At 41.6% G+C, this 13,337-nt stretch carries 12 protein-coding genes; 10 read left to right on the forward strand and 2 right to left on the reverse strand.

What is annotated here, in order from left to right:
* Positions 1 to 964: 964 nt before the first annotated feature.
* Positions 965 to 2,854, reverse strand: a complete 1,890-nt coding sequence (cas12k, locus tag ACM0OS_RS25560; protein WP_414545987.1) for a type V CRISPR-associated protein Cas12k — start codon at positions 2,852 to 2,854, stop codon at positions 965 to 967.
* A gap of 162 nt (positions 2,855 to 3,016) precedes the next feature.
* Between cas12k and ACM0OS_RS25565 the strand changes: the two genes are divergently transcribed.
* From ACM0OS_RS25565 to ACM0OS_RS25610, 10 genes are all read left to right on the forward strand, one after another.
* Positions 3,017 to 3,181 (forward strand): hypothetical protein, encoded by a 165-nt coding sequence (locus ACM0OS_RS25565; protein ID WP_190748148.1) that lies wholly within the window; start codon positions 3,017 to 3,019, stop codon positions 3,179 to 3,181.
* Positions 3,182 to 3,446: 265 nt separating this feature from the next.
* Positions 3,447 to 4,961, forward strand: a complete 1,515-nt coding sequence (locus ACM0OS_RS25570) for an N-6 DNA methylase (RefSeq protein ID WP_414545988.1) — start codon at positions 3,447 to 3,449, stop codon at positions 4,959 to 4,961.
* A 65-nt stretch (positions 4,962 to 5,026) separates the two neighbouring features.
* On the forward strand, positions 5,027 to 5,284 hold the full coding sequence (locus tag ACM0OS_RS25575) for a hypothetical protein (protein ID WP_414545989.1): 258 nt from the start codon (positions 5,027 to 5,029) through the stop codon (positions 5,282 to 5,284).
* Entirely contained in the window at positions 5,284 to 5,700 is a 417-nt protein-coding gene (locus ACM0OS_RS25580) for a type II toxin-antitoxin system VapC family toxin (RefSeq protein ID WP_414545990.1), read from the forward strand. Before ACM0OS_RS25575 ends, ACM0OS_RS25580 begins: the two co-directional genes overlap by 1 nt.
* A gap of 18 nt (positions 5,701 to 5,718) precedes the next feature.
* Positions 5,719 to 6,960, forward strand: coding sequence for a restriction endonuclease subunit S (locus ACM0OS_RS25585; RefSeq protein WP_414545991.1), 1,242 nt, complete (start codon positions 5,719 to 5,721; stop codon positions 6,958 to 6,960).
* Complete coding sequence (locus tag ACM0OS_RS25590) at positions 6,957 to 7,616, forward strand: PDDEXK nuclease domain-containing protein (protein WP_414545992.1); 660 nt, start codon at positions 6,957 to 6,959, stop codon at positions 7,614 to 7,616. The genes ACM0OS_RS25585 and ACM0OS_RS25590 overlap by 4 nt, the downstream gene beginning before the upstream one ends.
* A 20-nt stretch (positions 7,617 to 7,636) precedes the next feature.
* Positions 7,637 to 7,927: a BrnT family toxin gene (locus tag ACM0OS_RS25595; protein ID WP_414545993.1), complete on the forward strand. Its 291-nt coding sequence runs from the start codon at positions 7,637 to 7,639 to the stop codon at positions 7,925 to 7,927.
* Positions 7,917 to 8,147: a type II toxin-antitoxin system BrnA family antitoxin gene (gene brnA, locus ACM0OS_RS25600; RefSeq protein ID WP_414545994.1), complete on the forward strand. Its 231-nt coding sequence runs from the start codon at positions 7,917 to 7,919 to the stop codon at positions 8,145 to 8,147. The genes ACM0OS_RS25595 and brnA overlap by 11 nt, the downstream gene beginning before the upstream one ends.
* On the forward strand, positions 8,144 to 10,498 hold the full coding sequence (gene hsdR, locus ACM0OS_RS25605; RefSeq protein ID WP_414545995.1) for an EcoAI/FtnUII family type I restriction enzme subunit R: 2,355 nt from the start codon (positions 8,144 to 8,146) through the stop codon (positions 10,496 to 10,498). Before brnA ends, hsdR begins: the two co-directional genes overlap by 4 nt.
* Positions 10,499 to 10,678: 180 nt before the next feature.
* Positions 10,679 to 11,047: a hypothetical protein gene (locus ACM0OS_RS25610; RefSeq protein WP_414545996.1), complete on the forward strand. Its 369-nt coding sequence runs from the start codon at positions 10,679 to 10,681 to the stop codon at positions 11,045 to 11,047.
* On the opposite strand, the gene ACM0OS_RS25615 is transcribed toward ACM0OS_RS25610, so the two are convergent.
* The coding region (locus ACM0OS_RS25615; protein ID WP_414545997.1) for a CHAT domain-containing protein at positions 11,044 to 13,337 on the reverse strand (2,294 nt) is incomplete at its 5' end. The two genes, ACM0OS_RS25610 and ACM0OS_RS25615, sit on opposite strands and share 4 nt — an antisense overlap.

Here is a 13,337-nt window from a genome sequence, read left to right on the forward strand (position 1 = left end):
TTTCTCAAATTGTTGCCACATCTCATCTTCAACTGCCTTGTCACCCGTTAAGGGGATCAACCCACTCTAGTTAGGGCTTGCTGAGTAAAGCTAGAACCGCTTCTCAATAAGGGTTTCGCGGATTTTGGAAATAAAAAAGTGCAAGGTTATGGCATTTAGAGCCTCAAAATCCTTGCATTTCTATGGAAAATCAGGGGGTGAATTTGGAAACCAATCTCCCAAACCACCATTTTTCGCACTGTGTGGCATCTAGGTTCGCTTTGGGTACTTATTCAGCAAACCCTAGTTATTTCAACCGACCCTTAGCCAGAATGCTTGTTGAAATAATTATCTGCCCAACCTATGCTCAGATAATGACGCTCTTTCAACCCACCCCTAGTCGGGATGGTTGTTGAAACTCTAGCTACAACAAATCCCTTAATTCAGCAAAGCCTTTCAACCCACCCCTAGTCGGGATGGTTGTTGAAACCGCGCCCGTCTAGACCCTTGCCAATACAGGTTTCCAGATGCGATTTTGGCAAACCTGTTTAAATACCTGCTTTTTCTGCTCTCAAGTGAGGACATTCATTAATACTCAAATGAGTCAAATCAATACTGGACAAGGGATTCCATGTTTTGGCAGACCCCCTGGGTTTTTGCCCCCGCTTATGGTTTGCCAAAAAAATATTTAGGAGGGTTCCCCCGACGAAGGGGGTGATTCAGTAGCCACCACTGTGGTAATCCACACCGTTATGAATAACGGCTACAGCTAAAGCCTTACTCCTTATTGCTGGGAGCGCACCTATCCTATCTATAGAATTCTACAGATAGCAGCATCAGAAGCGGGCAGCTACCAGGGTCAGAAAGCATGACGGTCTTCCAACCGCCAAACTAACCCAGATTTTTCACAGTACATTGGCTCCAAAGAGCATGAACTGCGGCGCTGTTATATCTATATTATATTTTCAAGGTTCGGATGGGTAAATTAAACTAAAGCGGCTTGGCGTTCTTGGTAAGCAAAGAGAGCTAAACCTCGCGCTTTGTCTTCTGGACTGCCTCTGATTGGCTGTGTACCAATTTCCGTAGAAATTCCGGCTTTTGCAGCTTTGCATTGAATACTTTCAATTAATCGTCCATAACTCCAGCTATGAACGCTTATGCGGTATTGTTTGGCATATTCTTGTTGACCTTCTTTGTAGCCAGGACATTTTTTCTCTGCTCTGGATTGGATTTCACTACTGATTTGCTCCCGCATATCAGGGAGTTTTGGGACAACTATGCTACCTGCTTGATAAGTTTTGGCGATCGCCACAATTGCATCAGCCAATAATCTATCCACATATTGCCCTAACTCTGATTCTCCAAAGGAGTTGGGCGCATTCTGTTTCTGAGCTTTATGACGTTCGTGAGATAGGCGTTGCTGTTGTTGTCGCTGGCGATTAAGAAGGTTGTAGTGTTTGCCAAGCAGTTGTTTGACGCTGCGATAAGCTAGAACTTCATTTTTAACAACATCCACTACAGCTAGTGTTACTGGCTTTTCTAGACCAAAACTAACACCAACTAAGATTGAGGGTTGACCTTGATAGTTAGGCTTGCTGGGACGAGGGAAAGGGTTATTAATCCTATCTAGCGTGGATTGCTGACGAGTGATAAAAGCTTGCTGTTTATCATTGAGGTCTTCTTTCTGTTTCGCTTTTGTTAAAGTTTCGGTTATTTTTGTGCTTTTCTCATCGACTACCTGTTGAGTGCCTTCAGTAGTCCACATCCGAGTATCTAAAGTACAGTAAAGATGCAGTTGATTTACTTTCCAGGGTTCACCTTTTTCTTTTCCTGGCGACCAAGCAAGCCTTCCTGAACGCAGCGTAAACAAACTGCTTGAGTATTTGTTTTTACTATTACGTTTAATTTCTTGATCTTCTAGAAAGCGTTGAAAGTAGTGTAAATGACGCTTATCGCAGTAAATTTCAAACGTAAGTTTCCCCAAGCCATTGAATCGAACAAAGAGACGACCTTTGTCATTTTTTAACCATGTCATATCTTCGTTAGATTCGTAAGCTACTGGAAAAGGAACATTAGCAGTTTTTCTTAAAAGTGCTGCTTGCCAAGCTTTTGTCTCATTTTCATTTTGAGGTACATTGGCTGTAGCCATTTCTAAAGTTTCTAGCCACTCTTCTCCTGTCAAGTCTCTACCTTTAGGTAAACGGCTTTGGAGTTGGTCTTTTAATCGCTCAATTTCTATTTCCTTTTTGCGTTTATTTCTAGTAAATTCTTCTGGGTCTTCGTTGAGTTCACTGATTTGACAGTTATTTTTTAAGAGGAATACTAAGGCGCAACGAGTAAGAGGATCTTGTGTTTCTTCGTAAGTGTTAATAAGTATTTGGAAAAGTGAAGATTTTTTAGATTTTTTTTCCTTTCTCTGGTTGTTATTCTGCTCGGACTGAGTAGTAAATTTGCTAAGAAGTTCGGTGGCTTTAGTACGAATTACATCTAAGCTACACTGGCTTTCTTGTTCGAGTTCAAGATCACTTTTGAGAATTTTGAGCCAACGTTCTTTCCCTTCTATTTGGCGCTTTCTTCGTTTTTGCAAAGCGAACCAAGATTTATATACATAATCTACTAGAGCGATCGCACTTGTGTAAAAGCGTCCAGGTTGAACTGCAAAACGCTCTTGAGTTTTGAAGGAGTTAACAAGTGTTTTGAGTAATCCAGTAGGGATTCTGCCTTTATCTAGCCAGGTTTCAAATTCTGGGTGTTTTCCTACCTGTGCCAATAATTCATTTATAAGTGGTGTATTTTTTTCTGCCATCAGTTCCCACAGTTGACGGAGGGTTTCTTCTTCAGCAACCAGGCGACATTGAATTGTAATAACGCTCATGGTGTCCTCAGCTTTGTGGTTTCGGTAAAACTGACAGGGTTGTTAATTGTTTTTTTGCTTACTACATTATAGCGCAATGACGTAATAGCGCGATACCGCAAATGTGTTTTTCCTGAGAGGCTGTGCAAAAATGAAAGCCGCAAGCTTTGGCTTCAAATTAGGATGGCAGAAGAAACTAGAGAAGTTCGGGGGAGACTCCCTAAAGACTTAAAAATCGCGTTTGAAATTGCCTGTGCGCGTCTGGAATTGACGCAGACTGCGGCTTTGGAGGAGGCGATTAGAGATTGGTTGCAAAAAAAAGATTCCCCTGCTGATGGAAAGTCGTAGGGGAGTTAAGGGGCTATGCTTAAAACTGCTGGAATACTTGTAAAATATGAAGTCTGGCAGTAATTGACCTTTGTTTTCTCAGTCTTTGTGAGAAATCTGGGTTAAACCTACATCAATTGGGAAATTCAATCTGGACTTGGGAATCTTAAATTAAGAGTAACTATGTACGGTCGATTTATCACTAACCAATCGCACGCTTATTTCACCTTGTAGGTACAAAATCTGAGCCAAGCCATGAATATTAAAAATCCCACAGTAAAGCTAAATGTTTGAGCAAACTTTTAAAAATATTGATGATGTTCTCTGGAAAGAGGCGGGTTGTACTACAGAGTTAGATTACACGGAGCAAACCTCTTGGCTGCTGTTTCTGAAGTATTTGGATGATTTGGAGCAGGAAAGGGCGTTAGAGGCGGAACTGGCTGGCAAGCCATACGAATTTATTATTGATGAGGCGCATCGCTGGTCATCTTGGGCAGCACCGAAAAAAGCGGATGGTACATTGGATCATGATAATGCGCTGATTGGCGATGATCTGATTGATTATGTCAACCGCAAGTTATTCCCATATTTACAGGGTTTCAAGCAACGGGCTACTAGTCCAGATACAATCGAATATAAGATTGGGGAAATTTTTAGCGAGATTAAGAATAGGTTTCAAAGCGGCTACAGCTTGCGGGATGCGCTGGAATATATTGATGAGCTACGGTTTAGATCGCAACAGGAGAAACACGAGCTATCGCATCTCTATGAAGCCAAAATCAAAAATATGGGCAATGCAGGGCGTAATGGGGGTGAGTATTACACGCCGCGTCCGTTGATTCGGGCAATAATTCAGGTGGTAAAGCCGAAGATTGGCGATCGCATTTATGATGGTGCTTGTGGTTCGGCTGGGTTTTTGTGTGAGAGCTACGACTATTTACGTCGGGGTAAGCTGACGACAAAAGAGCTTGAGATACTTCAAAAACATACGTTTACGGGTAAAGAAAAGAAAAGTTTGGCGTATGTGATTGCCATCATGAATATGATTTTGCATGGCATTGATGCGCCGAATATTATCCACACCAACACGCTGACGGAAAATCTCAGTGATATTCAGGACAAGAATCGTTTTGATATAATCTTGGCTAATCCGCCATTTGGGGGGAAGGAACGCAAGGAAGTACAGCAGAATTTCCCGATTAAGACAGGGGAAACGGCGTTTCTGTTTTTGCAGCATTTTATCAAAATGCTAAAAGTTGGCGGTAGGGCGGCGGTAGTAATTAAAAATACGTTCCTGTCAAATTCGGATAATGCTTCGCGGGGGTTGCGTCAAGAGCTTTTGAGTAGTTGCAATCTGCACACGATTTTGGATTGTCCGAGTGGGACTTTTATCGGGGCAGGGGTGAAGACGGTGGTGCTATTTTTTGAGAAAGGAAAGCCCTTTGACTCCGTTCAGGGAACGCCTTTATTTGCTCAGGGAAAACCTTTAACTCAGGGAATGGCTACTCAGAAAATTTGGTATTACCAACTCGATCCGGGGCGGAATATGGGTAAAACCAATTCTCTGAATGATGAGGATTTGCGCGAGTTTGTGGAGTTACAGGCTAGGTTTGCGGAAACAGAAAAGTCTTGGCTGGTGGATATTGCTGATGTGGATCAGGAGACGTTCGATTTGTCGGTGAAGAATCCGAACAAGGCTGAGGAATCGCTGTTACGAGAACCACAGGAAATTTTAGATGAAATTGCCTTACTAGATGCTGAAAGTGCTAGTATTTTAGAAGGTATTGGCGAGTTTTTGTAGTACCGTAGGTTGGGTCAATCTCTTAGTGCAAACCAACAAACTAAGTTTTCTATATAACTAATACTATGACTCTCAAAGAACGACTGATCCAAGAAATTGAATATGCACCAGAAACCTTGCTTCAATCTTGTTTAGAATTTATTCTCTCACATAAAAACGGCTCTCATTTTCCATCTCCAAACCAGCCGAAACAATCGGATAAACCTCTTTGGGAAATTGCTGATGAAATTATTGCCACTATTCCCGAAGAATCTTTTGATCTTCTTCCTAATGATGCGGCGGCTAATCTTGATCACTACCTCTATGGTACTCCACAAGAATAATGCAAATTCTCTTCGCCGATACTTTCTACTGGGTTGCTCTCATTCACGCCAAAGATCAATGGCATCAAAAGGTACGTTCCTATAGTGTATCAATCAAGGATTATTCCCTGGTAACAACCGATTTAGTATTAGTTGAATATCTAAATTTTTTTAGTAAAAGTGATCAATACCTTAAACAAGGTGTGGTGAATTTTTATCAACAAATCCAATCTGCTTCTAATGTTGAAATTATTGCTGTAGATTCATCCCTTATTGAATCAGGTGTAAAACTCTATGCCAACCGACTAGATAAAGGTTATAGCCTCACTGATTGCATTTCAATGATTGTTATGAAACAATTAGGCATTTGTGAAATTCTTACTCATGATAAACATTTTACCCAAGAAGGCTTTACTATTATTTTTCAGGACATTTAAGATTTGATAAGGGAATGTATGCAGTTGACAGTTGATAGTGGACAATTGCCAGTGGGATGGGATATTAAAACACTCGGTGAAATTTGCAAAATTTCAACAGGAAAGCTAAATGCGAATGCTGCTGTTGAAAATGGGAAATATCCATTTTTTACTTGTTCAAGAGAAATATTTGCTATTGACTGTTTTGCCTTTGACTGTGAAGCAATTTTATTAGCAGGAAATAATGCTGTAGGTGATTTTAATGTAAAGCATTACAAAGGAAAATTTAATGCTTATCAAAGAACCTATGTAATAACTATAAATCAGGAAGAACTAATATTATATAGATATCTTTATCTTTGCGTAGAAAATGCTTTAAAAGATTTTAAATTAAAATCTGTTGGAGCAGGTACTAAATTTCTGAAGCTAGACATGATCAAAAACCTCAAAATTCACCTCCCACCACTATCTGAACAAAAGCGGATTGTGGTGATTTTGGATGAGGCGTTTGAGGGGATTGATAGAGCGATCGCAAATACCGAAAAAAACCTCGCCAACTCCCGCGAACTATTTGAAAGCTATCTAAACGCCATCTTCACCCAGAAAGGCGACAGGTGGAAAGAGGTGAGACCAAAATTAATTCCACTATCTACTCTCCTTTCTAAACAGCCTCGAAATGGTTGGTCGCCACCAGCAAGATTTCAAGCTGATACTGGTATACCTGTCCTAACTTTATCTGCTGTTACAGGTTTTTATTATGATGGTTCTCGCGTAAAGTTGACAAATGCTCCTACTACCGAAGAAGCTCATTATTGGTTAGAAAAAGGTGAATTACTGATAACTCGAAGTAATACTCCCGAATTAGTTGGCCATGTAGCTCTATATGACGGCAATCCTTCCAAAGCTATATGTCCCGATCTCATCATGAAAATGACTGTAGATCATACAAAAGCTGATACACGTTTTATATACTATTTTCTGCGGTCAGCGACAGCACGTAAGTACATTACTGGTAAAGCTAAGGGTGCTAGTTCAACAATGCCAAAGATTACCAAACAAGTAGTCCAAGAAACTCCAATTCCTACTTTCAATTTAACTGAACAGCGAGCTATTGTTAAAAAATTAGATAAATTAGCGATTAAAACCCAACGCCTCGAAACCATCTACCGCCAAAAAATCGCTGCACTCAACGAACTCAAACAATCGATCCTGCAAAAAGCATTCACTGGCGAACTCACCGCAGATACCCCAAAAACTGCTAAACAGGAAATTGCAGCATGAGCGATGATTTGACACAACCAAACGATCTATTATTTCAAGAAATCCGTCAACTGATTGACACCGCCAAACAACGCGCCGCCGTTGCCATCACGACAAATATTAACTCTTTACTTCCCCAAGATGAACAACTATCGCCCAACATATCGCTAAAAGACCCTTATATTTTAGATTTTCTGGAATTGAGCGATCGCTATCTCGAAAAAGACATTGAAGATGCAATCCTCAGAGAAATTGAGCAATTTTTACTAGAACTCGGTGCAGGGTTTACCTTTATCGCCCGTCAAAAACGCTTGCAAATCGACAACGATGATTTTTATATTGACCTGCTATTTTATAACCGCAAACTCAAACGCCTTGTAGCCATTGACCTCAAACTAGGTAGCTTCCAACCCGAATATAAAGGACAAATGGAACTGTACCTGCGCTGGCTTGCCAAATATGACCAAGAGCCTGACGAACAGCCACCGCTAGGAATCATTTTATGTGCAGGTAAAAAGCAAGAGCAAATCGAATTATTAGAACTAGATAAAAGCGGTATTCATGTTGCCGAATACCTCACCGTATTACCACCTAAAGAGGTGTTACAAGCTAAACTGCAAGAAGCGATCGCCTCTGCTCGCCGCCGACTCCCATATTCCAAAGATGAGCCATTATAAACGCAGTACAAACCATCAGGTTGAGTGCAGCCGAAACCCAATTAACCATGACCGTTTTTGAATATGACGAAAACAAAAGCCAATCTAATCTTGCTAAACATGGGATTGACTTTATTGAAGCTCAAAAATTATGGAACGATCCCAAACTGCTAGAAATTCCCGCCAGAACCCAAGATGAGCTAAGGTTTTTAGTTATTGCTAAAATAAATGACAAACATTGGTCAGGAATTATCACCTACCGCGATCAAAATATTCGGATCATATCCGTTCGTCGATCACGCACAGAAGAGATTGCCCTCTATGAAAGCTAAGGAATTTGACCAAAAATTTGACAATGGTGAAGAAATCACCCAAATGCTTGACCTGTCTCAAGCCAAGCGACCCCTCTCTGGTCAAAAAAAAGTCAGCATCGACCTACCCATCTGGATGATTGAATTAATTGATCAAGAAGCCAGCCGTTTAGGAGTAACGCCCCAGACAATTATTCAAACCTCCTTAGCTGAACATTTAGCCGTAAAAAATCCCTCGTGAACGAAGCCGAAACCCGTGCCGAACTAATTGACCCCGCACTCAAAGCCGCAGGCTGGGGAGTTATCGAAGGTAGTCGCATCCGCCGCGAAGTTATCGCCCCTGGTCGGTTAATTGGCAACGGTAGACGCGCTCAATCAGACATCGCCGATTATGTGCTGGTTTATCGTGGTGAAAAACTCGCCGTCATCGAAGCGAAAAAACGTGACTTACGAGATACGGAAGGTTTAGGACAAGCCAAAAAATACGCCGAAAAGTTGCAGACTCGATTCGCCTACTCTACAAATGGCATCGGACTTTATCAAGTAGATATGCACACAGGTGCAGAAGGCTACGTCAACCAATATCCTACCCCTGACGAACTGTGGGATGTTACCTTTAGCGAAGCCAACGAATGGCGCGATAACTTTGCTGCCATCCCCTTTGAAGACAAAAGCGGCACATGGGAAGCCCGTTATTATCAACACAATGCCATTAAGCACGTCTTAGAAGCAATCTGTCAAGGGCAAAACCGGATTTTGTTAACAATGGCAACTGGCACAGGTAAAACCTTCATCGCCTTCCAACTCGCCTGGAAACTCTTTCAAAGCCGTTGGAATCTCAGCCGACAACCCACCCGTCGTCCGCGAATTTTGTTTTTAAGCGATCGCAATATCTTAGCCAACCAAGCCTATAACTCTTTCTCTGCCTTCCCCGATGATGCTCTCGTCCGCATTGATCCCGAAGCCATCAAAAAACGGGGTAGAGTCCCCAAAAATGGCAGTATCTTTTTTACCATTTTCCAGACTTTTATGACTGGACGGGACGACGCTGGCAATCCTACGCCCAAATTCAGCGACTATCCCCCTGACTTCTTTGACTTCATCATCATTGATGAATGTCACCGAGGTGGAGCTAGTGACGAAAGCACCTGGCGGGGCATTTTAGAATACTTCTCCCCAGCAGTACAACTGGGACTGACTGCTACTCCTAAACGAAAATATAACGCAGACACCTACGCCTACTTCGGCGAGCCAGTCTATACCTACGCGCTTAAAGACGGCATCAACGACGGGTTTCTTACTCCTTTTAAAGTCAGGCAGATAGAAACTACCCTAGATGAATATATTTACAGCAGTGAAGATGAACTGCTCGAAGGTGCAGTAGACGAAGCCAAAACCTACACTGAAGCCGACTTCAACCGCATCATCGAAATTGCAGAGCGTGAACGTTATCGAGTGCAACTGTTCATGGAAGAAATCGACCAGAATCAAAAAACTCTGGTGTTTTGCGCCAACCAACCCCACGCTTTAGCTGTGCGGGATTTAATCAACCAAATGAAGATTAGCAGTAACCCTAATTACTGTGTCCGCGTCACCGCCGATGATGGGAAACTAGGCGAACAGCACCTCAGTAACTTTCAAGACAATGAGAAGAATATTCCTACTATTCTCACCACCTCCCACAAACTCTCCACTGGCGTTGATGCTCGGAATGTTCGTAACATCGTGCTGATGCGCCCCATCAATACGATGATTGAATTTAAACAAATTATTGGTCGCGGGACTCGCCTATTTGAAGGGAAGGACTACTTCACCATTTATGATTTTGTCAAAGCCTACGAACGCTTCGACGATCCTGAATGGGATGGCGAACCCCAAGAACCTGTAACCGTCAAAATTTCCAGAACCGGGGAGCAATTAGATAAATACAATGTTGCTACAACAGATAGTAGCCAAGATAGAGGCCAAACTAGAAACGAAACTACAGAAGATTCACGCCCCAAACCCATCAAAATCAAACTCGCTGACGGCAAAGAACGCACCCTCCAGCACCGGATGTCTACCAGCTTTTGGAGTCCAGACGGTAAACCCATGAGCGCCGCCGAATTTGTGGAACGTTTGTTTGGTGAAATTCCTGAATTATTCACAGACGAAGACCAATTAAGAAAAATTTGGAGCCGCCCTGATACCCGTCAAGCCTTATTAGAAGGATTAGCAGAGAAGGGCTACGGCGAAGAACAACTCACAGAAATTAGCCGCCTGATTGATGCCGAAAAAAGTGATTTATATGATGTGCTGGCTTATATCGCCTATGCCTCTCCACCCATCAGCCGCCGAGAGCGTGTACTTGCTCATAAATCGTTAATTTTCTCGCGCTATATCGGCAAACAGCAAGAATTTCTCGATTTTGTCCTAGAACAATATATCAAAGCCGGGGTAGGAGAACTTGATCGCACTAAATTACCCCAACTTTTAGAGTTAAAATATCATGCTGTTCGTGATGCTGTGGAAGAACTAGGGAGCGTTGCGACTATCCGCGAAGTATTTATCGAGTTTCAGCAGTATCTCTATTTACAGAACATAGCAGCTTGATGGGATTAGATAATTAACTCAAAGCTAATGGCGATCGCCTCTCGCCATCTCTGTGCTGTGAAATGATGGATACTGTGAATGAGTAGGCGCAGCCTGTCGTAGACATCGCTATATTGCTAAATTACGCATTAAATGTATAATTATCTAGTTTTTCGTATATTTACTGGTTAAAACTATTAAATGATTACCGTTACGCCAGAAGAAATTAGCCAGTTTCGCAGCCAGTTGGCAGATAGCCCAGAGGCTTTAGCGGCTTTGAATGCTATAGAAGAGTGTGAAGGCTATTTAGATGATGCAATTCCCCTGCTAGTTATGCGGGAAACTGCACAGGAAGCAGATAGATCGTTAAATGATTTACTAGAAAGATGTCGCCAATTCCTCTGTCAAGAGGAAGTCAGAGAGTTTTTAGAATCAGGATTAATTGCTCCAATTATAGAACCATTGGCAGTGAGTACAGGTATTCCTTTGGGTACTGCTACTGCACTTAGTATATTGGTGTTTAAACTGGGTGCGAAAAAGTTTTGTCAAGTCCCTGAATCTGGTGCTTAACGTCCAGATGCTGTAAATCCAGCCCAGTAGTAAGGATTTGCGAAAGGTAGGGGTTGACGTTGCTTGATTCGTTTCAAAGATTCTTGAAATATGCTGCGTTGTCCTACTCTTAGTTGAGCAAGGACTTTTTCAATCTGGGTTTTGTGTTCCTCCAGAAATATGTCTAATCCTTCAATAGTCAGATTTCGTAGCCATATTTGAGCTTGCTTAAGAGCTATGGCAATATCTCCTGCTTCCAGTTTATCAAGTTTGAATAAGTTTTCGTAGAATTTAATCATTAAAAAGCTGGTGGAAAGATCATCTACTGTCCAGAGAGAACTAACAACAGTGGGACTACCTGCTAATAGAAAAGCACTAGGTAAACCAATATATTCATCACTTGTATTTTGAAAATCAATCAATCCCGTTTCGCAAGCGGAAAGCGTGACGAGGCGACATTTTTCTAATTTGAGAGCGAAGATTTTATCTAGGGTAAGGCATTTTTCTAAATCGTGAGTTTCCCCTACTCGCAAATTTAGGTAACGTTCGGAGTCGAGTTTTGTTGGTGTTTCTGCGATAGGTGCATTCGCCAAAATTAGGGCTGATTTACCAGCGTTTGTTAAATTAAAATACCCGTGACAGCTAAAGTGGGTGCAGTGGTAAGTATTTAAGTCAGAATCATTAATTGCTGTGAGAGTTGCTGCCGATTTTTTCAGGACATTGGCAGTATTAAAGTAAGTTTGAATAACTTGTACTTCTAAATCTGTATAGTTTAAATCACCTGTAGGATTTTGAATCGCAAACAGGGATTGAAAATCAGGACGTTTACGCTGTTGTACCTGTTGCAGTAGTTGACAACTGGGTGCATAGCTGACACCACCAGGAAACAAATCTAGAAGACAAGACGAACTTTCAGAATTTTGATTTACTGGCAGTGCATGAAGGGGGAATAAATGCAAGAACCTATGGGGAATTAGGATGAGTTGATTACAGTGCTTTGGTATCTGGGTTAATATTTCATCAATGTGTAGAACTGCGGCTAATTCTTGGAATAATGCTCCTAAATTATTAAGCCATTGGTCTTTTTGAGTGTAGTAGTTTTGTAAATATTGATTTATCCAATTTACAAAAGCTTCTAGGTCTTCTGGTTGGGATTGCCAAACTGTTACTTCTCCTGTTTTGGTGACAATAAACGCCAATATTTTATCATTCAGAATATACCACTCAATAATGGCTGTATTCTCATTCAACGTAGCTTGGAATGAATTAAAATCAAAACCATAACCAACAGGTAAGTATTGGTTTTGCAATTTATTACGCTGGTTTCGCAACTGTTGTAGATGTTGTGCAAGGACTTTGGGATTTTCAGCTTTGCCATTTTGGATTTCATCTTGTCCTGTGGCTATTTCATCCCTGTATTTTTCTAATTGAGTGAATACTTCTGGAGGGAAAATGGTTTTAGAGTCACGTTCAAGAATTTGTTCAACTAAATTGCGGGTTTTACTACGTTCAACATATTCAATTGCTTCGGTATCTTTGCTTAATTCCAGACAAACTTCTGCCATGTGGCTATAAACTTCGTTAAAATTTTCCGCTTGTTTGCGTTTGCTTTCTTCACCAGATACTATTTCTTCTCGTAAAGATTCTACTGTGTCAATGGCAGACTCAAAAGTTCTGTATGCTAAGTCAAACTTATTTGCGTCTTGGTAAGTTATTCCCAGTCCGAACAAAGTTACTGCCCATTGTTGAGGCAAAGCTTCTCTGGTTATGACGGTTAAAGCAGCAGTATAAGCACTGATCGCATTTTCGATATTCTCTGCCTTGTCTCCTTTGATTCTCTCTCTGTAGGCAATTGCAAGATTATGTTGCGTTGCTGCCCAATCAATAGGCAAAGCTTCTCTGGTTCTGACAGTTAAAGCAGCAGTATAAGCAGCGATGGCAATTTCGATGTTCTCTGCCTTGTCTCCTTTAATTCTCTCTCTGTAGGCATTTGCAAGATTATTTTGCGTCATTGCCCAATCAATAGGCAAAGCTTCTCTGGTTCTGACAGTTAAAGCAGCAGTAGAAGCAGCGATGGCAATTTCGATGTTCTCTGCCTTGTCTCCTTTAATTCTCTCCCTGTAGGCAAGTCCGAGATTATTTTGCGTTTCTGCCCATTGTTGAGGCAAAGCTTCTCTGGTTCTGACAGTTAAAGCAGCAGTATAAGAAGCGATCGCCTGATCGATGTTATCTGCCCTGTCTCCTTTAATTCTCTCCCTGTAGGCATTTGCGAGATTATTTTGCGTCATTGCCCAATCAATAGGCAAAGCTT

Origin of the sequence: Nostoc sp. CCY0012, assembly GCF_963920855.1 — a bacterium.
In the GTDB taxonomy this organism is placed as follows: domain Bacteria; phylum Cyanobacteriota; class Cyanobacteriia; order Cyanobacteriales; family Nostocaceae; genus Cyanocohniella.

What these genes read in the sequence shown, in the direction of transcription:
- cas12k (WP_414545987.1), bottom strand. Translation starts at nt 2,854, where the DNA reads ATGAGCGTTATTACAATTCAATGTCGCCTGGTTGCTGAAGAAGAAACC.
- ACM0OS_RS25565 (WP_190748148.1), top strand. Translation starts at nt 3,017, where the DNA reads ATGGCAGAAGAAACTAGAGAAGTTCGGGGGAGACTCCCTAAAGACTTA.
- ACM0OS_RS25570 (WP_414545988.1), top strand. Translation starts at nt 3,447, where the DNA reads ATGTTTGAGCAAACTTTTAAAAATATTGATGATGTTCTCTGGAAAGAG.
- ACM0OS_RS25575 (WP_414545989.1), top strand. Translation starts at nt 5,027, where the DNA reads ATGACTCTCAAAGAACGACTGATCCAAGAAATTGAATATGCACCAGAA.
- ACM0OS_RS25580 (WP_414545990.1), top strand. Translation starts at nt 5,284, where the DNA reads ATGCAAATTCTCTTCGCCGATACTTTCTACTGGGTTGCTCTCATTCAC.
- ACM0OS_RS25585 (WP_414545991.1), top strand. Translation starts at nt 5,719, where the DNA reads ATGCAGTTGACAGTTGATAGTGGACAATTGCCAGTGGGATGGGATATT.
- ACM0OS_RS25590 (WP_414545992.1), top strand. Translation starts at nt 6,957, where the DNA reads ATGAGCGATGATTTGACACAACCAAACGATCTATTATTTCAAGAAATC.
- brnA (WP_414545994.1), top strand. Translation starts at nt 7,917, where the DNA reads ATGAAAGCTAAGGAATTTGACCAAAAATTTGACAATGGTGAAGAAATC.
- ACM0OS_RS25610 (WP_414545996.1), top strand. Translation starts at nt 10,679, where the DNA reads ATGATTACCGTTACGCCAGAAGAAATTAGCCAGTTTCGCAGCCAGTTG.